This is a genomic window from Phyllobacterium endophyticum, from assembly GCF_003010935.1.
GTDB classification, from domain to species: Bacteria; Pseudomonadota; Alphaproteobacteria; order Rhizobiales; family Rhizobiaceae; genus Phyllobacterium; species Phyllobacterium endophyticum.
Window position 1 is genome coordinate 548,871 of record NZ_PGGN01000001.1, and the last position, 21,948, is coordinate 570,818.

General features: G+C 57.4%; 24 protein-coding genes and 1 tRNA gene. 14 read left to right on the forward strand and 11 right to left on the reverse strand.

All coding sequences use genetic code 11. The features are described 5' to 3' along the window. Window positions 1–239 precede the first annotated feature (239 nt). Window positions 240–500 (forward strand): GlsB/YeaQ/YmgE family stress response membrane protein, encoded by a 261-nt coding sequence (locus tag CU100_RS02640; protein ID WP_106714989.1) that lies wholly within the window; start codon window positions 240–242, stop codon window positions 498–500. 107 nt (window positions 501–607) lie between these two features. Here the strand turns inward: CU100_RS02640 and CU100_RS02645 are convergent, their stop codons facing one another. From CU100_RS02645 to CU100_RS02655, 3 genes are read right to left on the reverse strand one after another with little or no spacing between them, the layout of a single operon-like run. Beyond that, window positions 608–1,597, reverse strand: a complete 990-nt coding sequence (locus CU100_RS02645; protein WP_106714990.1) for a DUF3618 domain-containing protein — start codon at window positions 1,595–1,597, stop codon at window positions 608–610. Continuing rightward, window positions 1,594–2,013: a phage holin family protein gene (locus CU100_RS02650; protein ID WP_106714991.1), complete on the reverse strand. Its 420-nt coding sequence runs from the start codon at window positions 2,011–2,013 to the stop codon at window positions 1,594–1,596. The genes CU100_RS02645 and CU100_RS02650 overlap by 4 nt, the downstream gene beginning before the upstream one ends. Then, window positions 2,013–2,570: a nutrient deprivation-induced protein gene (locus CU100_RS02655; protein ID WP_106714992.1), complete on the reverse strand. Its 558-nt coding sequence runs from the start codon at window positions 2,568–2,570 to the stop codon at window positions 2,013–2,015. Before CU100_RS02655 ends, CU100_RS02650 begins: the two co-directional genes overlap by 1 nt. Window positions 2,571–2,834: 264 nt before the next feature. Here CU100_RS02655 and CU100_RS02660 point away from each other — a divergent pair, with 264 nt between their 5' ends. Continuing rightward, entirely contained in the window at window positions 2,835–3,218 is a 384-nt protein-coding gene (locus CU100_RS02660) for a DUF6152 family protein (RefSeq protein ID WP_106714993.1), read from the forward strand. Between the two features lie 9 nt (window positions 3,219–3,227). After that, a complete protein-coding gene (locus tag CU100_RS02665; protein WP_106714994.1) occupies window positions 3,228–3,698 on the forward strand; it encodes a DUF2214 domain-containing protein in 471 nt (156 codons plus the stop codon). Window positions 3,699–3,739: 41 nt separating this feature from the next. On the opposite strand, the gene CU100_RS02670 is transcribed toward CU100_RS02665, so the two are convergent. The 5 genes from CU100_RS02670 to CU100_RS02690 form a co-directional block, all read right to left on the reverse strand. Next, on the reverse strand, window positions 3,740–5,542 hold the full coding sequence (locus CU100_RS02670; protein WP_106714995.1) for an ABC transporter ATP-binding protein: 1,803 nt from the start codon (window positions 5,540–5,542) through the stop codon (window positions 3,740–3,742). A gap of 6 nt (window positions 5,543–5,548) precedes the next feature. Further along, the gene (locus tag CU100_RS02675; protein ID WP_106714996.1) at window positions 5,549–6,583 is read right to left on the reverse strand and encodes a glycosyltransferase family 2 protein; all 1,035 of its coding nucleotides are present in this window, start codon (window positions 6,581–6,583) and stop codon (window positions 5,549–5,551) included. Window positions 6,584–6,589: 6 nt separating this feature from the next. Then, on the reverse strand, window positions 6,590–7,696 hold the full coding sequence (locus CU100_RS02680) for a glycosyltransferase family 2 protein (protein ID WP_106714997.1): 1,107 nt from the start codon (window positions 7,694–7,696) through the stop codon (window positions 6,590–6,592). Between the two features lie 4 nt (window positions 7,697–7,700). Continuing rightward, window positions 7,701–8,885, reverse strand: a complete 1,185-nt coding sequence (locus CU100_RS02685) for an acyltransferase family protein (RefSeq protein ID WP_106714998.1) — start codon at window positions 8,883–8,885, stop codon at window positions 7,701–7,703. Between the two features lie 660 nt (window positions 8,886–9,545). Continuing rightward, window positions 9,546–9,636: transfer RNA gene (locus CU100_RS02690), tRNA-Ser, on the reverse strand. Window positions 9,637–9,998: 362 nt separating this feature from the next. On the opposite strand from CU100_RS02690, the gene CU100_RS02695 reads away from it, so the two are divergent. The 3 genes from CU100_RS02695 (at window position 9,999) to CU100_RS02705 (ending at window position 12,329) form a co-directional block, all read left to right on the forward strand. Then, window positions 9,999–10,322 carry a hypothetical protein gene (locus CU100_RS02695; protein WP_106715954.1) on the forward strand — a complete coding sequence of 108 codons (324 nt, stop codon included), beginning with the start codon at window positions 9,999–10,001 and terminating at the stop codon, window positions 10,320–10,322. Window positions 10,323–10,614: 292 nt separating this feature from the next. Further along, window positions 10,615–11,610, forward strand: coding sequence for a BMP family lipoprotein (locus CU100_RS02700; protein WP_106714999.1), 996 nt, complete (start codon window positions 10,615–10,617; stop codon window positions 11,608–11,610). 77 nt (window positions 11,611–11,687) lie between these two features. Beyond that, the gene (locus CU100_RS02705; RefSeq protein WP_106715000.1) at window positions 11,688–12,329 is read left to right on the forward strand and encodes a LysE family translocator; all 642 of its coding nucleotides are present in this window, start codon (window positions 11,688–11,690) and stop codon (window positions 12,327–12,329) included. Here CU100_RS02705 and CU100_RS02710 read toward each other — a convergent pair whose 3' ends face one another. Continuing rightward, window positions 12,330–12,542 carry a SlyX family protein gene (locus CU100_RS02710; protein WP_106715001.1) on the reverse strand — a complete coding sequence of 71 codons (213 nt, stop codon included), beginning with the start codon at window positions 12,540–12,542 and terminating at the stop codon, window positions 12,330–12,332. Between the two features lie 121 nt (window positions 12,543–12,663). Between CU100_RS02710 and CU100_RS02715 the strand changes: the two genes are divergently transcribed. From CU100_RS02715 to deoA, 7 genes are read left to right on the forward strand one after another with little or no spacing between them, the layout of a single operon-like run. Next, window positions 12,664–14,196, forward strand: a complete 1,533-nt coding sequence (locus CU100_RS02715) for an ABC transporter ATP-binding protein (protein WP_106715002.1) — start codon at window positions 12,664–12,666, stop codon at window positions 14,194–14,196. Further along, entirely contained in the window at window positions 14,193–14,744 is a 552-nt protein-coding gene (locus CU100_RS02720; RefSeq protein ID WP_106715003.1) for a cysteine hydrolase family protein, read from the forward strand. Before CU100_RS02715 ends, CU100_RS02720 begins: the two co-directional genes overlap by 4 nt. Beyond that, window positions 14,741–15,886, forward strand: coding sequence for an ABC transporter permease (locus CU100_RS02725; RefSeq protein WP_106715004.1), 1,146 nt, complete (start codon window positions 14,741–14,743; stop codon window positions 15,884–15,886). The genes CU100_RS02720 and CU100_RS02725 overlap by 4 nt, the downstream gene beginning before the upstream one ends. Next, window positions 15,886–16,857, forward strand: coding sequence for an ABC transporter permease (locus CU100_RS02730; RefSeq protein ID WP_106715005.1), 972 nt, complete (start codon window positions 15,886–15,888; stop codon window positions 16,855–16,857). Before CU100_RS02725 ends, CU100_RS02730 begins: the two co-directional genes overlap by 1 nt. 3 nt (window positions 16,858–16,860) lie before the next feature. Then, window positions 16,861–17,262: a cytidine deaminase gene (locus CU100_RS02735; protein ID WP_106715006.1), complete on the forward strand. Its 402-nt coding sequence runs from the start codon at window positions 16,861–16,863 to the stop codon at window positions 17,260–17,262. Then, a complete protein-coding gene (locus CU100_RS02740; protein WP_106715007.1) occupies window positions 17,259–18,059 on the forward strand; it encodes a purine-nucleoside phosphorylase in 801 nt (266 codons plus the stop codon). Before CU100_RS02735 ends, CU100_RS02740 begins: the two co-directional genes overlap by 4 nt. Before the next feature lie 4 nt (window positions 18,060–18,063). Continuing rightward, window positions 18,064–19,380: a thymidine phosphorylase gene (gene deoA / locus CU100_RS02745; RefSeq protein WP_106715008.1), complete on the forward strand. Its 1,317-nt coding sequence runs from the start codon at window positions 18,064–18,066 to the stop codon at window positions 19,378–19,380. On the opposite strand, the gene upp is transcribed toward deoA, so the two are convergent. Continuing rightward, on the reverse strand, window positions 19,381–20,007 hold the full coding sequence (gene upp, locus CU100_RS02750) for a uracil phosphoribosyltransferase (RefSeq protein WP_106715009.1): 627 nt from the start codon (window positions 20,005–20,007) through the stop codon (window positions 19,381–19,383). It lies immediately after the preceding gene. A 31-nt stretch (window positions 20,008–20,038) separates the two neighbouring features. Continuing rightward, window positions 20,039–21,058, reverse strand: coding sequence for an adenosine deaminase (locus CU100_RS02755; RefSeq protein WP_106715010.1), 1,020 nt, complete (start codon window positions 21,056–21,058; stop codon window positions 20,039–20,041). A 111-nt stretch (window positions 21,059–21,169) separates the two neighbouring features. Between CU100_RS02755 and ubiE the strand changes: the two genes are divergently transcribed. Next, window positions 21,170–21,946 (forward strand): bifunctional demethylmenaquinone methyltransferase/2-methoxy-6-polyprenyl-1,4-benzoquinol methylase UbiE, encoded by a 777-nt coding sequence (gene ubiE / locus CU100_RS02760; RefSeq protein WP_106715011.1) that lies wholly within the window; start codon window positions 21,170–21,172, stop codon window positions 21,944–21,946. The last annotated feature ends 2 nt before the right edge of the window (window positions 21,947–21,948 follow it).

A 21,948-nucleotide genomic window follows, 5' to 3' on the forward strand; every position in this document is an offset into this window, starting at 1 on the left:
CCGGCCGGGATGTCAGCAAAATACAGTTTAATCTGAGGTAATTTTATACCGGGATGATTATCCGAGGTTTGATGGGTCGGCTGCCAGGTAAAAGCATGGTCGACGTGCTCACATTGAATCGTCCCATCCGGCCGCGATGTGCCACGCTTCCACCCCTCGGAACGGGTTGGCTTTGGAACAATCCGGTGAAATCGGGGTTGTGTTGATGGGTTCAAGACAACGGGAATTGGAGACATCTGATGGAAACTGCTGGAATCGGTTGGATCGCTGCAATAATTATCGGGGGCATAGCGGGATGGCTCGCTGAAATGTTCATGAAGAGTAATATGGGCGTGTTCATGAACATCATTCTCGGTATTGTCGGAGCACTCATCGCGAATGCGATATTGTCTATGTTTGGCGTGGTACTTGGCGGCTGGATCGGCTATCTCGTGGCGGGCTTCATAGGCGCCTGCATATTGATTGCCATCGCGAGAATGTTTCGAAGAAGTGCAGCATAGCACGAAGGGTCACCGGCCCTTCAACTCCTCCTCAAAGTAACTCTACCGTGCCTTCATGCAAAGGCACGGTAGAGTTCTGTTAGCCTGGCGAATCTGATGATCGAAGTTCAACTGCCTGGTCGGTTGGTCGTATCCCTCACACGCTCGCTGGCTGCATCATAGACCTCGTCGGCAACCTCAACTGCCTGGTCATAGAGTTCGGATGCCTCCGCTTTGCCCTCGTCCAGGAGTTCTTCCGCCTTCTCGACCAAACTGTCTCGTACGTTTTGTGCAGCGTCCCCGACTACCGCGTCCTCAGTTTCGGTATGAGGCAGAGCCGCACCTATGGCAGCGCCAACTGCAAAGGCAATTGCGCCGCCCACCAATGGCTGGTCGCGAAAGTGCGTAAGGATCGTTTGGTTCAGCCTCGCGGTCTGATCTCGAAGTCCCGCACCTGCGGAAGCAGAGGCATCTCCCAGCGAACGAGCCTTCGCAGCCATCGTATCGGTGACGTCGACCGCAGCATCGCTGACCTGATGGAAAGTGTCGGAAAGCCAGTCCGTGGCTCCATCCCAGATTGCACCGGCTTGGTCCTTGATACTTGAAATGCGGTTGCCTGCGGCGTCTACGAAGCCGCTATAGGCTGTACCTGCCTCATCCAGGAATGGCCCGGCACGTTTACCCGTGCTATCCGCCATTGCCCGGTAACGCTTGCCTGCGTCGTCCATGAAGTGGGTATAACTATCATCGGGCGTGGAAGGGTCCACCCGCCGGATTTCACCACTCACAGTGGCGAGCGGATATTCCCTTGATCTTGATCTGGAACGTGGAGGCTCGTCATATTCGACGGAGCTCCCCGATCCTGCACCTGCCATCAGCCACGCCATACTCACGCCCATCAGGGCGAGTGGGATGGGATTCGTTTTGACCGCATTGCCGAGGTTGGCGGCATACTCGCCTCCACCACTGTTCTTGACGTATCCGATGACTTCATCGATCAACTGACCAGGCGACATGCGATCCTGAATCACATCGATGCGCTCTTCTATTCGCCGGCGGTCCTCATCGATGTCGCGTTGAATATCGGCGGCGCTTTGGTGTTCGGAAGTGTATGTCATGATGTTTTCTCCTTGACCACCTCGGCGTCACGGCCAATGGAGGCGGCGGTGCGTTCGAGTTTCCAATTGTTCGCGCGAAGCGCCGCAAATCCCCTGGATATCATGGCCCATGCAATAATACCGACGAGCAGGCCGACGATGAGGGCAGCCAGGGCGCTGGCTGCCGTTTCAGTAAACCCTTGCCCGACGAGAAGCACCGTCACTCCCGTGACCGCAGCGCTCAACAGCACACCAAGAGCGCCTATCGCAAGAACGAGGCCAATGCCCAGTGTCTCCAGCCCACCAAGCGCGCGCGAAAGGCTTTCGGAAGCCTCAGTCTTGGCTAGCGTGATTTCCTTCCGGATCAGTCCTGTCACATCTGCCAAAAGGCTTCCGATCAATTCGGAAAGCGGCTTGTTTTGATTGAGGTCAGCCATCAGCGTTGCCCTCCATAGTTTGACGACGAGTTGTCTGAGCGCAAGTTCGAAGACGCTGTAGACGTAGAACGCTTCTGGGCAGACGCCGTGAGGAAACGGCTGGCTGCCAAACCGGCGAGGGCAGCCATGCCCAGAAATGCCAGAGGCTGTTTGCGGCCGAAGTCTTCGGCCATGCCGGCCATATCGCCGAGCTTGCGGTTTTCGATATTCTTGGCAAAGGACTGGACGGTGGAACCCAATTCCTTGGCATACTTGCCGACGGTCGCATCATCGGACTTCTGCATTTCAGTGCCCACCTTCTGCAAGGCAGAGCCGAGGGATGCGGCGTAGCGGGCGGCAATGTTTTTCTGCTCCGACGCGACCTCTTCGGCCTTGTCGGCAACGTTGCGAACTTGCGCCTTCGCTTTTTCTTTTACGGTGTCGAGGTCGTCCGCCGCCTTGCGCTTGAGATTGTCCAGGCTCGGCTTTGTCTCGATACTCCCTGACAGCGCTCCAGAGTCAGAGCCAGTCTCGTGGGTTCGAGGAGGTTTTGTCGAATTTTTGTTATGTTCCTGCATCGAGATTCTCCAAATTCAGGCCAACGCAGGGCGCTGGGACGTTAATGCATTTGTACTGCTGAACATCGACGAGCGTTTTTTGTTCCCCCGTTGGCGGGAGCATTTTCGCTGCCTGCGAGATCCCCCCGACGCTGGCATCATTGCCCTGCAGCCATCGGTGAAATCACAGTCACCACGCGGCCCGTGCATTTGAACTGGAAGGCGATTGGTGTCACACTTCTTGTCTCAACCTCGCAACTGCCGCGGCAAAGGAGGCAAAAAATCATGACAAGTCATTATGGAAAGTTTCTTGCCGGCGTGATGCTGACGATAGCGATCGTTTCAAGTGCTGCGGCGCATCACGGCTGGTCCTGGGCTGAGGCCGATCAGCTGGAACTGAAGGGTGTGATCCGCGCGGTCTATGTTGGGCCGCCGCACCCCACGCTTGACGTGGAGACTGCAAATGACGGCTTGTGGCGTGTGGAGCTGGGCAATCCGCGGCAAACGGAGCGGTCGGGATTCGTCGAGGGTTCCGCGAAGATTGGCGATGAGATCACCGCACTGGGAAACCGGTCCAGCGATCCAGGCGAAAAGCGCATGAAGGCAGTCCGGATTTCTGTGGGCGGGAAGACATTCGACATTTATCCCGATCGGATACGGACAAACTGAGCGGCGCCGATGGAGTTTTTGCAAGCGGTCTCCGACTGGCCCGGGGCCATGGTCCTTCGGCGATTCCAGGTGGCTTACCTGCTTGTCAACGCCGCCCACATTATCTCCGTCGGTCTTTTGTTCGGCGCCATCGTGACGCTTGATCTCAAGATACTCGGGCTTTTCAAACAGTATCCAATAACCGTGCTTGGCCCGCCGCTTTCGCGCGTAGCGGCGGCAGGCGTGGCGCTTGCCGCCGTCACCGGCTTGATGCTCTTCTCGGTAAGGCCCATGGCGTATCTTCAGAATACCGCTTTTCTCATCAAGATCGGGGTGATCGGCCTGGCTGTCATCAATGCGCTCTTGCTGAGCCGCAACCGCTATTGGCGGCTCGCACTTTTGCAAGGCAAGACACACTGGAAGGTGCGATTACCGGCACTTCTTTCCCTGATATTCTGGGTCAGTGCCATAGTTGCAGGCCGCTGGACAGGCTTTGTCTAGGTCGACTTTTGACCATGGCAGCGACCGGAGCCGGCGCACGTTCAGCCAGAGGCAATCTTCTGCCCCGACGGTTCATATTCGTAGAGTTGATCCATGCTCAATGAAGCGACATCGGCGAAGGCAGCCTGCCCCCTGACGCGGCCTCCGCTGAGGATCACGACTTCATCGCAAAATGCTATCGTGCTTCGATGATGGCTGATTACAATCGTGGTTCGCCGCCTCGCCCGCGATTTGAGCGTTTCGACGATCGCTGCTTCCGAGAGGCCATCAACCGCGTTGGTCGCTTCGTCGAGGATAAGGATTTCGGGATCGCGCACCATAGCCCTTGCCAGCGCAATGCGTTGCCGTTGTCCAGCCGACAGGTTGACGCCCCTGTAGCCGACGACCGTTCGATATCCCTGCGGCAATTTCTGGATGAACTCGTGTGCCTCGGCCAGTTTTGCCGCGCGCTCCGCTTCGGCCTCCGTTGCCAGATCCTGCCCATAGGTGATGTTGTCAAGGATTGTGCCGTCCACCAATTCCAGGTCCTGGCTTGCAACCGCTATCTGGTTGCGCCATTGGGTCGGGTCGATCTGATCCAACGGCACCCCGTCGACAGTTATCTGACCCTCGTCGGGATCCACAAATCTGCAAAGAAGATTGACCACCGTGGTCTTGCCCGCACCTGAACGGCCGATAATCGCCGTCGAGCAGCCACTGCGGATCGAGAAGCTCGCCGAGTGCAACACGGTGGCGCGGGAACCGGCGCCAGGATATCTGAAGGTCACGGCATTGAATTCCATTTGCTGATGCAAGCCGAGGGCGGGAAGCGTGCCTGCTGGCGGCGCAGGCTTGTCCGACGAATCCAGCAACCACCTCACTTCCTCGAGCGAACCGCTCCATCCCTGAATTTGGCTCCAGGACAATTGCAGCGCCCGCATATGCGGTTGCAACCGGTAAAGCAAAACGATGAATGCGACGATGACCGGAAAACTCACATTCACGAACCATGCGCCAACCACTACCGCGAGGAAAAGCACGGAATGCAGCACCTCCGTCAGCGGGGGAAGTGCACCTTGGCGCGTCTGCAGGATAAACCCTGCGCGGCGAACGGCATCTGACGCCCGGTCAAATATCTGCTTTTCCCGCTCCTCCTGTCCAAAGACACGTATCAGCCTTCCTGCGTGCACGAGGTGGAGCATTCGCGATGCGAGTTCGCTGTTGAGCGAAGTCACGCTGCGGCTCGGGTCTTTCAGGCTGGCCGAGAGCAGGGCGTGTGACAGTTGGACCAGCGCGAGGCCGACTGCGACAAACAAAGTCATCGGCCATGATAAAAGCAGCAGGAAGCCCAGGAGAATGATCGCCGCCGATGCGTTCACAATCGCTGCGAGAACGGTCTGGATTGCATCCGAAGCCCGCCATGATTCGTTGGAGATGATGTTGAGAAGGCGCCCGGGGCTTTGTTGCAGAAAGAAAGGATACCCGATCGTAAGAAGCTGCCGTGAGAGCGCGCTTCGAATGGAGTGGCTGGCCTTGCCGTAGATATAGTTCGTCAACATTGTGTTTGAAAATGCGAGAATGTTCTTGAGTGTGATCAGGGCAATGATGATCGCCGCGATCAGGATGAGCCTTTCTCCGTCCGCCAATCCGGACCCCACGTTCTGAAACACAGCCGAGAGACCGCCCATTGCGGCGTCATTATCATGTCCGGCGATGATGCTCAGCATCGGGATGACCAGGCCGATACCAGTGCCCTCGAGCGCAGCACTGCCGAGGCCGAGCACGACCACAGCTGCAAGCAGCGGCAGTTGCCGCCCCAGCGCATCTCGCAGCATCTGCGTGCCTGGCAGTAGGATTCCCAGCATTGTAATTCACCTTAGCTGAAGTTTTGTCTCTTCGTTGTTATTAACTTGCCGGCGGCGCATCCATCTTGTTGCCCGAAAACCTGCGAAAGCAGCAGCGCCCAGCAAGTTCATCAAGACAATGGGCCAGTGCGACAAGTGTAGCTCAGGATCGAACCGGGCGCCGCCAAAAAGCTCCCGGAAAGCCGATCGCACGGTCCACCGGAAATGGCGAAGCAACCATGGCGCACTGCGAATGTGCTTGGCATAAAGTGCGCCATTGCCCAGGCTGTAGTTCCTGTGGAGCTTTTCGACGTCCCGGCGGGAGCTCCGTCCGTGATGATGAAAGACCGCCATGTCAGGCACATACTCAACGGGGACGCCGAGTTGAAACGCTCTTATGAGATAATCGGTATCCTCCGCGGAGCGAAGCGGAGCCCCCGCGCCGAGGCACTCGTCGAACAGCCCGATACGCGCTGCGACCTCCCGATGCATCGTCATGTTGCAACCCAGCACGAAACCGCCCGGATGGACGTCACATGTGAGCCGCGCCCGTGTGGGCGATCGCTTGACGGTGAAGGGCAAATCATCGGAATTGCCCAGTTCCACCCGGCCGCCGCGTATGAGCAAGCCATCACCTGTTGCGTAGTGGCGCTCCAGATCATGGAGGTAGTCCCTGTCGACTTCGCAATCGTCGTCAATAAAAATGACGATGCGACCGCGCGCTTGTTCCAGCCCGGCATTGCGTGCTGCAGCCAACCCCGGCCGCGGCTGAAGCAGTAGCCTCATCGCAGTTTCCGAACTCGCAGCTATGCGGCTCACATATTCTGTCGTGCCGTCGGTCGAGCCATTATCGACAATGACGAGCTCGGTGGTGAAAGTTGGATGGGCTCTGCATGCTCTTTCAATCGAGCTGATGCACGATGCCAGTGCTGCCGCACGATTGCGCGTGCACACAATGAAGCTCGCGCGGACCGGTTCATCTGAAAACGACGCCGCCGCTCTCGGCCCCGCTCCTGTAACGCTGGAATTAAAGCGGGCCGTATGATGGAGTTCGCTATCCATTCGCGCTCATCCGATGAGGTTAAAAGGGGGGAGGACGCGCGCGGCGGGCACGGATTGCAGGTAACGCGACAAGGCATCCACCCGCCTGTTTGCTGCAACCGACATATCGCTGAACCAGGGCAGGTAGGCCCCGGGCAGCAGACCGTATCGTTCGCGCCGCCTGATTTGCCCCCATTTCTGCGTGTGGGTCAGGAACTCGTGCATCAATCGGGGCTGCCGCTCATCACCGATGAGCTGATAAAGGAAGTAAAAGAGGTTCAATACGCCTATTTCGTAGCTGGCGCGCACCGCTGCAGGCAAACCCGTTACGTTGGCCTCGAGGGCGAGCAAGCGTTCGGCGGCGTTTCTGATATTGTTTGCCGTTACGTCAGCCGCGATGTCCTCAAGGGCGCCTGCATTGTCGATCAATCCCTCCCGCTCGAGGTTTTCGACGACGATCTTCAGATGGGTGATGCGCATCTGCCGCTTGTGTTTGTTTGTCACGCTTTCGCCGTGAATGCGGTAGGCAACAAGGCTCTCGCTCATCATGGCGATGGGAAAGCGTTCCGTGATCCGCCTGAAGAGATCGAAATCTTCTGCGTGCAGGTACCGCGGATCATAATGAAGCATGTCAGCCGGGATGACGTTCCTGTTGTAAACCACCGTCGAGTGCATGAAGATGGTAAAGAACTTTGAAAGTATCCGCAGATCCGCCCAACCGTAGATGGGATCGCTCGTGCCGCGGACGACACGCTCGCCGACAATGGTATCGATTCCTGTACCGCAGACGGCAATATCCGGATGCTCCTGGAACAGCGAGACCTGACGGGAAAGCCGAGCAGGGTAGCAGACATCATCTGCATCCATCCGGGCGATCAGTTCGCCCCTGGCGAGGCTCAGGCCCTCATTCAAAGTTGCGATGAGACCGCGGTTCTCTCGCGAAACGATGCGGATACGATCGTCGGCTCTCTGGTGGCGTTGCAGTATCTTCAACGAGCCGTCGGTTGATCCATCATCAATCGCGATGATCTCGAGATGTTTATGATCCTGACGCACCAGGCTGGCGAGCGCCGCGTCCAGATAGGGTTCGCCGTTGTAAACAGGCAGCAGGACCGAGACCAGGGGATTGGACATGGATTCAGCTCATCCGTTCTTTGATGATTGTGGTTTTGGCGAGGGCATCGCCCTCCTCGCTTGCCGCATGTAAACAGGCGGGGAGGAGATGTTCACCTCTGCCGCTGCCCCGTCGCTCCGTATGACGATTTTTTGGAACGACATAGGGGAATAAGCCTTTGAATGCATTGACCCGCTTTTCGAGAACCATCCAGGATATCGCAGCCACGACCAGGGTGCCTGTTCCTGCGACGAGGAACCGGCCGAGGCCTTGCTCGGACACATTGACGGGAAGCCATGGCTGCGCCTTGACCACAAATGCCAGGACAAGCGCGTGAAAAAGATAAACGCCGTAACTTATGCGGCCCAAGCCTGTTAGCGGCCGGCTTTCGGCCAGCCGCCCAGCATATCCGCTTAGTCCCGTCGCACAGTAATTGACGATCATCACGAGTGGAACAAGGGGAAGGATTTCAAGCCCTATCCAGCGGACCCAGTCCAGCGTCATCGGCAACGACACTGGCCTGAGCCACAATAGAACAAGAAAGGCGGTGGCGAGCGGCACCCAGCTTACCCTCACCCAGAGAGGTATAAGCATAGTTCTTGTCCGCCACGCGGCAAGTAATGCGCCGCATGCCAGCGCATCCATCGACGCTGGAGGCAAGAGATCACGCGCCAGAGAGGGTGTCCCCGTGACGGGCCAATAGAGACGAAATGCTAGCGAAAAGATGATGACGCCGACGCAAATCCGCTCGATGGAACGTCTTGGGGCCAACAGAATGACCAACGGCCAGACCAGATAGAACTGCTCTTCGATGCTCAGGCTCCAGGTGTGAACCAACACCCAGGGGCTCCACTCATCGCGAAAGGCATACCAGAAGTTCGAGAGGTAGAGCGCGTGCCAGGCCAGCACCCTTCTGGACTCCTCGAGACTGGCGAGCCACACGAGGGCAAGCATGGCAAAGTAAGGAGGGAATATACGCAGCGACCTGCGTATGTAGAACGACTTGAGTGCCGTCGCCGGCTGGAACTCCGCCGCCGCGCGGGCATCCAGAAGCAGCCGCGTGATCAGAAAGCCGCTCAATACGAAGAACAGGCGCACCCCGACATGCCCCCAATAGGAACCATCCGTAGCAAAAAAGTGCGCGTAAAGCACCAGCGCGACAGCGACGGCTCTTAGACCATCCAACTGCCGATAACGCACATCCGACATCGGAATCCCTCTGCGTAGAGCATTGATGGCCGGCCCCAGGATCGCGCAGTGCCGCCATGCCACAGTGTCTGCGGCCCGCCATGTCTGCTCGTTCTTGAAGCACTCGCCATTCGATTCACTTTCCAGCAGTGGCGCGTGATTACCACCATGCCTTGCCGCGCAAATTGTGCCAGAGGAACTGCGAACCTCGAAACCACTAAAAACAAAAGGCTGACCATATCTCCTGGGCTGATTTTACCTGGTACTACTCAATCACAATCTATGGCGCTGCCATTGTTCAGCGTCTGAGTTTGACTGCTGCGAAAAACCGTCCTCGCCAGATGCAGAGGACCCTCGCCGTCAAACAATCCTATTCAACCCATATCAAACATCGACTTCAGGGTAATCAGACTTTGGTCTGACCATGGACGTCCATAGGTCTTACGCCGCGTGCTTGAATCATCCCGGGCGGCAAGGGTTTCTACGGAAGATCGCACCATAGAACCCGACCTGGAGCGGTTCATGGCAAAACGCATGGACCCAACACAGTTGAGATGAGGCCTAACCGGGGAGATCACGAAACTCATCTCGATGCAACCGGACGCAAATGGTGCGCAAGTGTGCGATTGGGCGGAAAGGCTTACCCTCGCTTCCGGCGATGCTTCGCACATAGTTTTGAAATGGCGGAGAGAGCGGGATTCGAACCCGCGTTACGCTTTTGACGTAAACACACTTTCCAGGCGTGCGCCTTCAACCACTCGGCCACCTCTCCACAATACGCCGGCATCTGGCCGGTCGGGTTGATATGCAGCCGGAATACCGGCTTCAAGAGCACCGTCAACCATCGGTCACTCAGTTCTGGATAAGCGCACAGGGCCCGTAGGTGGTTAGCCGGCAGCGACCCCGTGCGGCGCGCACTATAGTCAGAACAGGCACTTGATCAACTCCTATTTCAACATAATCTTGCTTTGGGTGAAATTCTCGAGTTTCCCACTGAAAACGCTGATGATTTTTCCAGAAATGTCAGTTTGTCCCATCGAACTGGTCGCAAAAATGAGTTCCTTCACCGGAGGTCAAGCTTTACAAACAATTGTGTCGATGCTGTTTGATATATTGTATTTTAGGGAGACCTCTGTGATCCGGTTCATATTCAGGCTTCTTGCCTATGTCGCCCTAAGCCTGTCGATCATCGCTGCCGTTCTCGATGCGGCACGCTCGGTTGGTGCATCCCAAATCGTCATGACCTCCTTGCAGAACGCATGGCAATCCATCTCGCCTTCGTCGCTCGTTTTTGCTGAAACAGGCATCAAGAGCCACTTCTATCCTGTGCTTTGGGACCCCTTCATGCTCTTTGTGCTCGAGACGCCAACCTTCATCGTCTTTGCGCTAATCGCATTCCTGTTCTACGCGATAGGCTACAAACGCGAGAATGGAGCCGGCCGCTTTGCCGCCCGTTAACCGAGTGCCTTGGATGTTCGAGGGACGCCAATCGACGTTCCGATCAGCTGTCTTCACCACGGAAGCTCGCGCCCCCGGCACCGGCGTGGCTGGCCCCCTTGCGAAGACATAACGAACTGGGGTTGCTGGATTTTCCAAGGATATGTGACCAAGAGGCAAAATTCCACGTGAATTTTAGCAACCGGCATGCAAGATTGTCCCTCGGGGGCGGCTGGCGGTGGACCATCCGCAACGGTTTCAGGTGCGACAGAAGTTAACCTTGCTCAACAAAAATCCAGAGGGTTGGTATCAAATGAAGCGTATTGTTCTTGGTCTCCTGGCTGCTACAGCATTGTCCGTCTCGGCCTTTGCTGCTGATGACAAGCCGGCCGTCATCTACGATCTTGGCGGAAAATTCGACAAATCCTTCAATGAAGCCGCGTTCAACGGCGCCGAGAAATACACAGCCGACTCCGGTGTCAAATACCGCGAATTTGAAATCCAGAACGAGGCACAGCGCGAACAGGCACTTCGCAAATTCGCATCTGACGGCAACTCGCCCATTGTCATTGCCGGCTTCTCCGCCGCGGCCGCCGTCGAAAAGGTCGCCACGGAATTTCCGGAAACGAAGTTTGTCATCATCGATGCCGAAGTTGATAAACCCAATGTGCGTTCGGTAGCTTTCAAGGACAATGAAGGCTCCTACCTCGTCGGCGTAATCGCCGCAAAGGCGTCCAAGACCGGAACCGTGAGCTTCATCGGCGGCATGGATGTTCCGCTTATCCGTAATTTCGGTTGTGGCTATGTGGGCGGTGTCAAGGCTACGAACCCAGACGCCAAGGTGATCCAGAACATGACCGGCGACACACCTGCTGCCTGGAACGATCCTGCCAAGGGCGGTGAAATCGCAAAGTCGCAGATCGATCAGGGCTCCGACGTTATCTTCGCGGCTGCGGGCGGCACGGGCATCGGTGTTCTACAAACAGCGGCCGATGCGGACAAGTTGGCGATCGGCGTCGACTCCAACCAGAACGGCCTGCATCCCGGGAAGGTCTTGACCTCGATGCTCAAGCGCGTCGACGTTGCCACCTATAACGCCTTCAAGGATGCCGCGGATGGCAAGTTCACGGCCGGTGTAAGCATTCTTGGCGTCAAGGAAGGCGGTGTCGACTATGCGGTCGACGAGAACAACGCCAAGCTGATGACCGATGATGTCAAGAAAGCCGTCGAAACTGCCAAGGCGGATATCATTTCCGGCAAGGTCAAGGTTCACAGCTATTTCTCGGACAATGCCTGCCCGTACAAATAAGCACAGCAGTTCAAGTAAACAGCCGGTTCAGCGCCGGCGGTCTTGGCTTTGAAGATTGACCTTTGGGGAAAATGCCGATGACAGCATTTGCCGTTCTTCTCAGCATTCTTGCCACGATCTTCATCGGTGCGATGAGTCCAGGACCCAGCTTCGTGCTTGTCTCACGCATAGCCGTCGCAACGTCCCGGAGCCATGGCCTTGCTTCCGCTTTGGGAATGGGTCTGGGCGGCGCCATATTCGCCGCCCTCGCTGTGCTCGGCCTTACCGCGTTGCTGATGCAGTTCGAGTGGCTCTATCTCTTCCTGAAGCTGCTTGGCGGGGCCTATCTGATTTACATCGGCATTCGCATCTGGCGCGGCGCAGCCGAGCCATTGAAGATGTCCGGCGCCGGGGCAACGGAGAAAGGCATCTCAGTTTCGCGCGCCTTTGTCCTCGGGCTCGTTACGCAACTCAGCAATCCGAAGACATCTATCGTCTATGCCAGCATCTTCGCCGCTCTCATGCCGCCCTCGCCACCGCTGTGGCTTCTCGTCGCTCTTCCGCCCATGCTCTTCTGTGTAGAAGCAGGATGGTACGCTGTCGTCGCCTTCGCATTCTCGGGGTCGCGTGCACGTTCCGTCTATATCCGGCTGAAGCGGTGGATCGATCGCGGTGCAGGCGTGGTCATGGGAGCCTTGGGAACCAAACTCATGCTTGAAGCGCTGAGGGCCAAGCCGTGATCAATAGTGCGGTGGTTTTGTAACGGGAACATCGGGAGCTGTCTGCTCTTCCAGCACCAGGAACCGGTCGGTCAGAGCGTCGAGCTTGCGGCGCATGCCTTCGATAACCTTCCACTGCTCGGCGATCTGGCCGGAAAGTTCGTCGATTGTCTTTTCATGCTCGGTCACGAGCATTTCCAGACGGGTCATTCGCTCGGGTTCGTCCGCTATCATAGCACGTCTCCATCTTTGACAAGCTTGTCTATTCCTGTGTTTCTTGACTGGAAAGAAAAAAATCCCGTGTTAGGGTCCAGACATCTATACGACGAAAAGCTGACAGACAGCGGATGGGGATATGGCCGAACCGGCGATCGAACTTGTTGGAATTGAGAAGCGCTTTGGCGCCGTTCATGCCAACCGCGATATTCATATGCGTGTCGACAAGGGCACGATTCACGGGATTATCGGTGAGAATGGCGCAGGCAAATCCACGCTTATGTCGATACTCTATGGTTTCTATCAAGCCGATAGTGGCGAGATACGCATCAATGGCATAGCCAGCAACATCGCCGATCCGAATGCCGCCATCGCCCTCGGCATAGGCATGGTGCACCAGCATTTCATGCTGGTCGAAAACTTCACGGTTCTCGAAAATGTCATGCTCGGTGTCGAAGGAGCGCCTCTCCTCAAGAACGGAATTGCCAAGGCACGCGCCGAGTTGAAGCGGCTGGAGCGGGAATACCAGCTGGACGTCGACCCTGATGCGCTGATCGAAGAACTTCCTGTAGGATTGCAGCAGCGCGTGGAGATCCTCAAGGCACTCTATCGCGGTGCTGAAATCCTGGTACTGGACGAGCCCACGGGCGTCCTGACACCGCCTGAGGCCGATCACCTTTTTCGTATTCTCGAGCAACTGAAAAGTCAGGGCAAGACCATCGTCCTCATTACGCACAAGCTGCGCGAGATCATGGCGGTGACGGACAATGTTTCCGTCATGCGTCAAGGTGCTGTCGTTGCAACGCGCAAGACCGCGGAAACGACGGTCGAAGAATTGGCCGAGCTGATGGTCGGTCGCCGGGTGCTCCTCAGAGTGCAAAAGGGCGAGGCGAAACCCGGCGACGTCAAGCTTTCCGTCGAAAATTTGACCGTACGCGACAGTCGGGGCGTGGTGATGGTCGATGATACGTCGTTTTCAGTGCGTGCAGGCGAGATCGTCGGCATTGCCGGTGTGGCAGGCAACGGGCAATCGCAACTGATAGAAACGATCGCCGGCATTCGCGCCGCCGTTTCAGGCCGGGTGCTCCTCGACGGTCAATTGATCGACATCACCGGAGGCGCGGACCCCGGCGAGTTGCGTGACCGCGGCCTCGCCCATGTACCGGAAGACCGCCACCATATGGGACTGGTTCTCGCCTTCGAGGAATACGAAAACTCGATCCTCGGCTATCATGACGATCCGCTTTATCTGAATGGGCCGTTTCTCGATCTGGAGGCGATCAAGTCGGACGCCCGCAAGAAGATCGAGAAGTATGATATCCGGCCTGGAGATCCCCGTTTGAAAACCGCCAATTTTTCCGGTGGCAACCAGCAGAAGATTGTGCTCGCGCGTGAAATGGAGCGCGACCCAGGCGTGCTGATCATCGGCCAGCCGACGCGCGGCGTCGATGTCGGTGCGATCGAGTTCATTCACAAGCGCATCATCGAGATGCGCGACGCTGGCAAGGCCGTGCTGCTTGTCTCGGTCGAGCTCGACGAAATACGCTCGCTCTCTGATCGCATCCTCGTGATGTTTGCCGGACGCATAGTTGGCGAGCGCCTCTCCGATGCCGACGAGGGTGAGCTTGGCCTGCTGATGGCCGGTGTCGAACACCAGGAGGCAGCGCAATGACAACGCAGGCGCTGATCGTGGTGGATGTGCAGAACGCCATCGATGACCCGAAGTGGGGCAGGCGCGGCCAGCCGGACGCGGAGGCTATGATCGGCAAACTGCTTGCCGCGTGGCGGGAGAGGCGACTGCCCATTATCCACATCCGGCACGATTCGACCGATCCAACGTCGCCTTATAGGCCAGGCACAGATGGTAACGAATTCAAACCCGAGGTTGCCCCGCAAATTGGCGAACCTGTCGTGGACAAGCGGACCAACAATGCCTTTATCGGCACCGACTTGATGGATGTGCTGGATGAATTGCAGGTTCACAGCCTTGTCGTTACCGGCGTACTTTTGGAAAATTCGGTCGATGCGACTGTAAGAATGGCGGCAAATCTCGGATTTGAAGTGACTATTCCTGAAGATGCGGTGGCCAGCATCGACAGGAAGGATCACCGCGGCAAGCATTGGTCCGCGGAGGATGTGCACGCACTGTCGCTATCGGTCCTGAACGGCGAATACGCCCGCATCACCACGTCCGACGCAATCATAGAGACTTTGCCATGAGCCAGCCCTTTGCCAAACTGCCTGCTTGGGCGGACTATGGCCTCCTCCCGCTGATCAACCTGATAGTCGCGTTTCTGGTTGCGGGACTTGTGGTGCTTCTGGTCGGCGAGAGCCCCATCGATGCGGCTGTGTTGATGGTCAAGGGAGCATTCGGTTCGGGCGACGGCGTCGGCTACACGCTCTATTATGCGACAAACTTCATCTTCACCGGACTTTGCGTCGCAGTCGCGTTTCATTGCGGCCTGTTCAACATCGGTGGGGAGGGCCAGGCCTATATCGGCGGTCTGGGTGTTACGGTTGTTGGCCTGTGGCTCGGCAATTTTCTCCCCTGGTGGCTGACTTTTCCAATTGCGATCGCCGCATCGGCCCTGGTCGGAGCGCTGTGGGCGCTTATACCTGCGTGGCTGCAGGCAAGACGCGGTTCGCACATCGTCATTACGACGATCATGTTCAATTTCATTGCTGCAAGTATCATGGTGTACTTGCTTGTAGGAGCACTGAAGCCGGCAGGTAGCCAGGCGCCGGAGACACGCGTCTTCGCAGAAGGCGGACAATTGCCGGGCCTCGGATGGTTGCTCGAACTCGTCGGGCTTTCCATGCGGTCGGCGCCTTTGAACGTGAGTTTTCTGCTGGCGCTCATCGCGGCTTTTCTCGTCTGGATACTGATTTGGCGAACCAAGCTCGGTTATGAAATCCGAACCATGGGCTTCAGTCCGAAGGCAGCGCGCTACGCCGGTATCGGCGAACTGCGGATCATTATCATCACGATGATGATCTCAGGCGCGCTGGCGGGAATGATGGCGCTGAACCCGATCATGGGCGCGCAACATCGCATGCAGCTGGATTTTGTCGCAGGCGCGGGCTTCGTCGGTATCGCCGTAGCATTGATGGGCAGGTCTCACCCGGCCGGAATCGTTCTCGCGGCGATCCTCTTCGGCATGCTTTACCAGGGCGGTGCCGAGATTGCATTCGACATGCCCAATATATCGCGCGACATGATCGTCATCATCCAAGGCCTGGTTATCCTTTTTGCTGGGGCTCTGGAACATATGTTCCGACCCGCCCTGCAACGGATTTTCCATCGTCTTGGACGTGAAAAAAACCAATCCGCGGCGGCCGTCGTTGCAGGAGGAAATCGCTGATGGATTCTTTCACTACGATCCTTCAGCTTTTCGACTCGACCATCCGGCTCTCCGCGCCTTTGCTGCTTGCCTGTCTTGCCGGACTCTATTCCGAGCGCGCGGGCATCTTTGACATCGGGCTCGAAGGCAAGATGCTGGCCGGCGCTTTTGCCGCTGGCGCAGTTGCAACCTGGTTTGGTTCTGCCTATCTCGCGTTGCTCGCGGCGATCCTGGTATCTGTCGCGCTCGGGCTCGTCCACGGTTTCGCATCCATCACCCACCGGGGCAATCAGATCGTTTCGGGTGTCGCGATCAATTTCATCGCGGCTGGAACGACCGTCATCCTCGGTCAGGCATGGTTCAGCCAAGGCGGGCGCACACCGTCGCTGCCAAACGCCGCACGTTTCAACCCGATAAATCTTCCGGGTGCCGAGGCGATGCGCAGCGTACCGGTCATCGGGCCGGTTTATTCCGAACTGATCTCGGGCCATTCAGTCCTGGTCTATCTGGCGTTCCTGCTTGTGCCGTTCACCTGGTGGGCGCTCTACCGCACGCGCTTTGGGTTGCGCCTGCGCGCTGTCGGCGAAAATCCGGCGGCGGTGGATACGGCCGGCATATCTGTGCCGTGGCTGCGTTATCGCGCGGTGATTTGCTGCGGTGTCCTTTGCGGCATCGCCGGCGCGTACCTGGCGACAGCGCAGGGTGCGGGATTCGTCAAGGACATGACGGCCGGAAAAGGATACATCGCGCTGGCAGCACTCATCTTCGCCAAATGGCGCCCGGTTCAGGCGATGTTCGCCTGTCTTTTATTCGGCTTTCTGGATGCAGTGGGGATACGCATGCAAGGCCATCCACTGCCGCTCATTGGCGAGGTGCCGGTCCAGTTCATGCAGGCCTTGCCCTATATATTGACCGTTGTGCTCCTGGCCGGTTTCATCGGCAAGGCCATACCGCCCAAGGCAGGTGGCGTTGCCTATGTGAAAGAGAGATAGAAGATGAAGGACCTGTTCGACGCCGCCTTTGCAGCAATGCAGAAGACGCACTCACCCTATTCACAATTTCCAGTCGGCGCAGCCATACGCACAAGCGACGGACGCATCTATTCCGGTTGCAACATCGAGGTCATTTCGTATCCCGAAGGATGGTGCGCGGAAACCACCGCGCTCGGACATTTTGTCATGGGTGGCGGCGGTACAATCACTGATATCGCTGTAGTTGCAGAAAAGAAGGCGAAGTGTACGCCCTGCGGTGGTTGCCGCCAGCGCCTGGCTGAGTTTGCCGGACCAGATGCCCGCCTGCATCTGTGCGACAACAATGGCATCGTCGAAACGATGACCATGAAGGACATTTTCCCTTACGGCTTCGAAGCGGATGTTTTGGGCAAGGGTGCCGCATGATAGCACGTTCAACGGAGGTTCTTGTCCGGAGACTGAACGGCTTGACCCCCCGCGTCGCATTCATTCTCGGCTCTGGTCTCGGTTCTCTGGTCAACGCTGTGGAAGACGCGGTGCGGATCCCTTACGTAGACCTGCCCGAGTTCCCGCAAAGCGGCGTTTCCGGCCACGCGGGGGAAGTTGTCGTTGGTTACCTTTCAGGCAAGCCTGTCCTGATGCTGGCTGGCAGGGCTCATTATTATGAAAAAGGCGATGCTGCCGTCATGCGCCCCGTCATCGCCTCGCTCGCCGGTCTTGGTATCGAGACGCTTATACTTACCAATGCGGCTGGCTCGGTCCGCGCCGATCTTGCGCCGGGCAGTTTGATGCTGATCGATGATCACATCAATTTCTCCGGCCTCAATCCACTCATTGGAGAACCCACCGATCGGCGCTTCGTCGGAATGACCACCGCCTATGACACCAAGTTGAAAGATGCCTTGATCGAGGCTGCGATAAAGGTCGGAGAAGAGCTTGAGCGGGGCGTTTACATGTGGTTCTCCGGCCCGTCATTTGAAACGCCGGCTGAAATTCGCATGGCGCGAACCCTTGGTGCGGATGCGGTTGGTATGTCTACGGTGCCGGAGGTAATTCTGGCACGGTTCTTCGGCTTGCGTGTCGCAGCTTGCTCGGTCATCACCAACTTTGGAGCGGGCATGACAGGAGACGAGCTCTCCCACGAGGAAACGAAAGACGTCGCTCCACGGGGCGGCGCCCGCCTGCGGAAAATTATTCAGGCCCTGATCCGGGAGATAGGCTGAGCAAATGTTATTGCCCCAGGAAATCATCCGGCGAAAGCGTGACGGCGAAACCCTGGATGCAGCCGATATTACAGCTTTCATCAATGCAATGAGTTCTGGATCGATCACTGATGGGCAGGTCGCCGCCTTCGCCATGGCCATATTCTTCAATGGCATGAAACGCGACGAAGCCGTCGCGCTCACCTTGGCGATGCGCGATTCTGGCGACATTCTCGATTGGTCGGACCTGCCCGGGCCCGCCGTCGACAAGCATTCGACCGGGGGTGTCGGGGACAATGTATCGCTGATACTCGCGCCAATCGCAGCCGCTTGCGGAGCCTATGTACCGATGATTTCCGGCAGAGGTCTCGGTCATACCGGTGGTACGCTCGACAAGATGGATTCGATCCCAGGCTATCGTAGCCAGCCTGACAATGATCTTTTTCGCAAGGTCGTGCATGAGGCAGGTTGTGCCATAATCGGCCAAACTGCGAATCTCGCGCCAGCCGACAAGCGGCTCTATTCGATCCGTGATGTCACCGCCACCGTAGAGTCCATCCCGCTCATCACCGCCTCGATCCTGTCGAAGAAGCTTTCCGCCGGCCTCGACGCGCTCGTGCTGGACGTGAAATCGGGTAACGGTGCTTTCATGACCAGAAACCGCGATGCCGTGTCGTTGGCCGAAAGCATCGTTGCGGTTGCGGCTGGAGCAGGTCTGGCGACGACGGCAGTTCTTACTGATATGAACGAGCCCCTCGCCCGTGCTGCAGGCAACGCGGTAGAGGTCAGGAATGCCGTCGACTTCCTCACCGGAGACAGGCGCGACTCTCGGCTCGAAGCTGTTACATTGGCGCTGGCTGCCGAGATGCTTGTCTCCGCCAAACTTGCCACCACTCATAAAACCGCAACCGATAAGGCGCGCGAGGCGTTGAACAGTGGCAAGGCGGCAGAGGTGTTCGGCCGCATGGTTGCCGGATTGGGCGGACCGACGGATTTCGTGTCCCGCGCGCGGTACCATCTGGCCGTTGCGCCGATCACGCACGAAGTCAGGGCAACGCGCGCCGGTTATGTCGCGTCGATCGATACGCGTGCGATCGGTATCGCCGTTGTCACGCTCGGCGGCGGTCGTATTCGCCCGCAGGACCCGATCGATCATGCCGTCGGAATTACCGCGCTGCAACCGCTTGGTGCAATGATCGAAGAGGGTGAACCTGTTGCGCTTGTCCATGCTCGAAGCGACAGCGACGCTGCTGCCGCGGTTGAAGTTGTCCACGCAGCCTTCGGCTTCTCCGAGCGCAAGCCGCGCACCATCAACCCGGTGCTCCGCCGGGTGGGCGTTTGATTATTTTGTCCCGTACATGCGGTCGCCCGCGTCGCCAAGACCAGGAACGATATAGCCTTTCTCATTCAGATGACTATCTATGGCGGCCGTGAAAACAGGAACGTCGGGATGGGCCGTAGTAAATCGCTCGATACCCTCAGGCGCAGCAAGAAGACAGAGAAACCGGATATTGCTGGCTCCCCGCTCCTTGAGTTTCTGAATAGCGGCGATAGCGGAATTGGCAGTCGCCAGCATCGGATCGACCACGATGATCAGCCGGTTTACGATGTCTTCCGGCGCCTTGAAGTAATACTCCACCGGCAGCAACGTCTCATGGTCGCGATATAGACCGATGTGAGCAACACGGGCCGCGGGCACAAGGTCGAGCATGCCTTCGAGAAGGCCGTTGCCAGCGCGCAGGATCGAGGCGAAGACCAGTTTTTTGCCCTCGATGACAGGCGAATCCATTTCCGTCAGCGGTGTCTGTATCCGGATATTGGTCAATTGCAGGTCCCGCGTCACTTCATAGCAAAGGAGCAGAGATATCTCCTTGAGCAGCCGCCGGAATCCGGCGGTCGACGTATCCTTGTCGCGCATGATGGTGAGCTTGTGCTGGACAAGCGGATGGGAAACGATTGTCACGCCCATGGGGAACCCCTCTTACTCTAAGAAGTGGACCTTAGCTGTTTGAGGCTGATCCCGCAAAGAACTCATCAATGGCACACACAGTTTTGTCCTGATAGAGCCGTCGCAGCAGGGCGTACCTTGTACCTTCATCTATGAAAGCCGCCTTCAGTGCAGTCGCAGTAACGTCTGACAGCATCCTGTCGTCATAGCCGAAATGCGTGGCTGCGATATCATACTCCTGTTGGATATCCGTGTGAAAAAAAGGCGGATCATCTGAGTTGAGCGTTACCGGCACGCCGGCCCTGGCGAGCGCCGCAAAGGGATGCGACCCGAAGTTTTTATAGACGCCCAGCGAGATATTCGACCCCGGGCAGCATTCCAGGACGATTTGCGCATCGGCGAGCCGCTTGACGAGATCGGGATTCTCAACGGCACGAACACCATGGCCGATCCGTGCGGGTTTGAGCGCGTCCAGCGCATCGGCCACGCTTTCCCACCCGGCCAATTCACCCGCATGCACGGTTATGCCAAGTCCTGAATCGCGTGCAATATCGAATGCAGTCGCGAAATCTTCGGAGTGATACATGCGCTCATCGCCCGCCATGCCGAAGCCGGTAATCAGGGGATGCGGGTGAGCAGCGATATATCGCGCCGCCGCCGTGACCGCCTCGGGTCCCCTGTGGCGTAGTCCGGTCGCGATCATCCGGCATTCGATACCCGTCGCGGCTTTGGCGCGCCTGATACCTTCCGCCAGCCCCTCGATATAGGCGCTCGGGTCGAGCCCGGCGCCGAGCGCGTGGTCGGTCGATATGAAAAATTCCGAGTAGATAGCTCCCTGCCGGCCCAGCGACATAAGATACTCTTCGGCGAGTTCGGCGTAATCCTCTTGAGCCCGAAAGAGCATTGAAGCCCGGTCGTACGCCTGCAGGAATGACGTGAAGTCGTTCCAGACGTATCTCCCGTTCCGAATGAATCCGGAAACATCTGCGCCGTATTTGGCGGCCTTCTGTTCGACAAGGCGGGGGGAGGCGGCGCCTTCGATATGGCAGTGAAGCTCGGCTTTAAGAACCATCCCGCTTACCTCAAGAAAACGACTTAACGCGGCGCTTCATCGCGCAAGAGACAATAGCCTTATGCGTTTCAATCTTCTATGGTTCTGGCGATTTGAAAAACGGGTAGCACAATGAACCAGCAACGTACCGGTGCCCACGGCGGCATGGAGACGTCCTTCGGGTTTCAGGATGTCAGCGACGGGGAAAAGCAGTCACGCGTCAATGATGTATTTCATCGCGTCGCCAAGCGCTATGATGTGATGAACGACTTGATGTCGGGCGGATTGCATCGTGTCTGGAAAGATTCGATGATCGCGTGGCTGGCGCCCTCCAAAACCGCGCGCTGGAAGGTGCTGGATGTTGCGGGTGGCACTGGCGATGTGGCGTTTCGCATTGTTGAAGCATCAAATCGTAATGCCCATGCCACGGTACTCGACATCAATGGCTCAATGCTCGCCGTCGGGCGCGATCGGGCGGAAAACAAAGGGCTGATCGATAATACCGAATTTGTCGAAGCCGATGCCGAAGAGCTTCCGTTCGAGGATGCGAGTTTCGAGGCTTACACGATCGCGTTCGGCATTCGCAATGTGCCGCATATCGATCGCGCTCTGGAAGAGGCTTTCCGGGTGCTCAAACCGGGCGGCCGATTTCTGTGCCTCGAGTTCTCGGAGGTCGAGCTGCCAATCCTCGACAAGATTTACGATGCGTGGTCCTTCAACGCTATCCCCAATATAGGCAAGGCCGTGACAGGCGATGCGGACAGCTATCAATATCTGGTGGAATCGATTCGCAAGTTTCCGCGGCAGGGTGATTTCGCCGAAATGATACGCAGTGCGGGTTTCGAACGCGTCACCTGGCGCAATTTCACTGGTGGTATAGCCGCGCTCCATTCCGGCTGGAAGTTGTGATC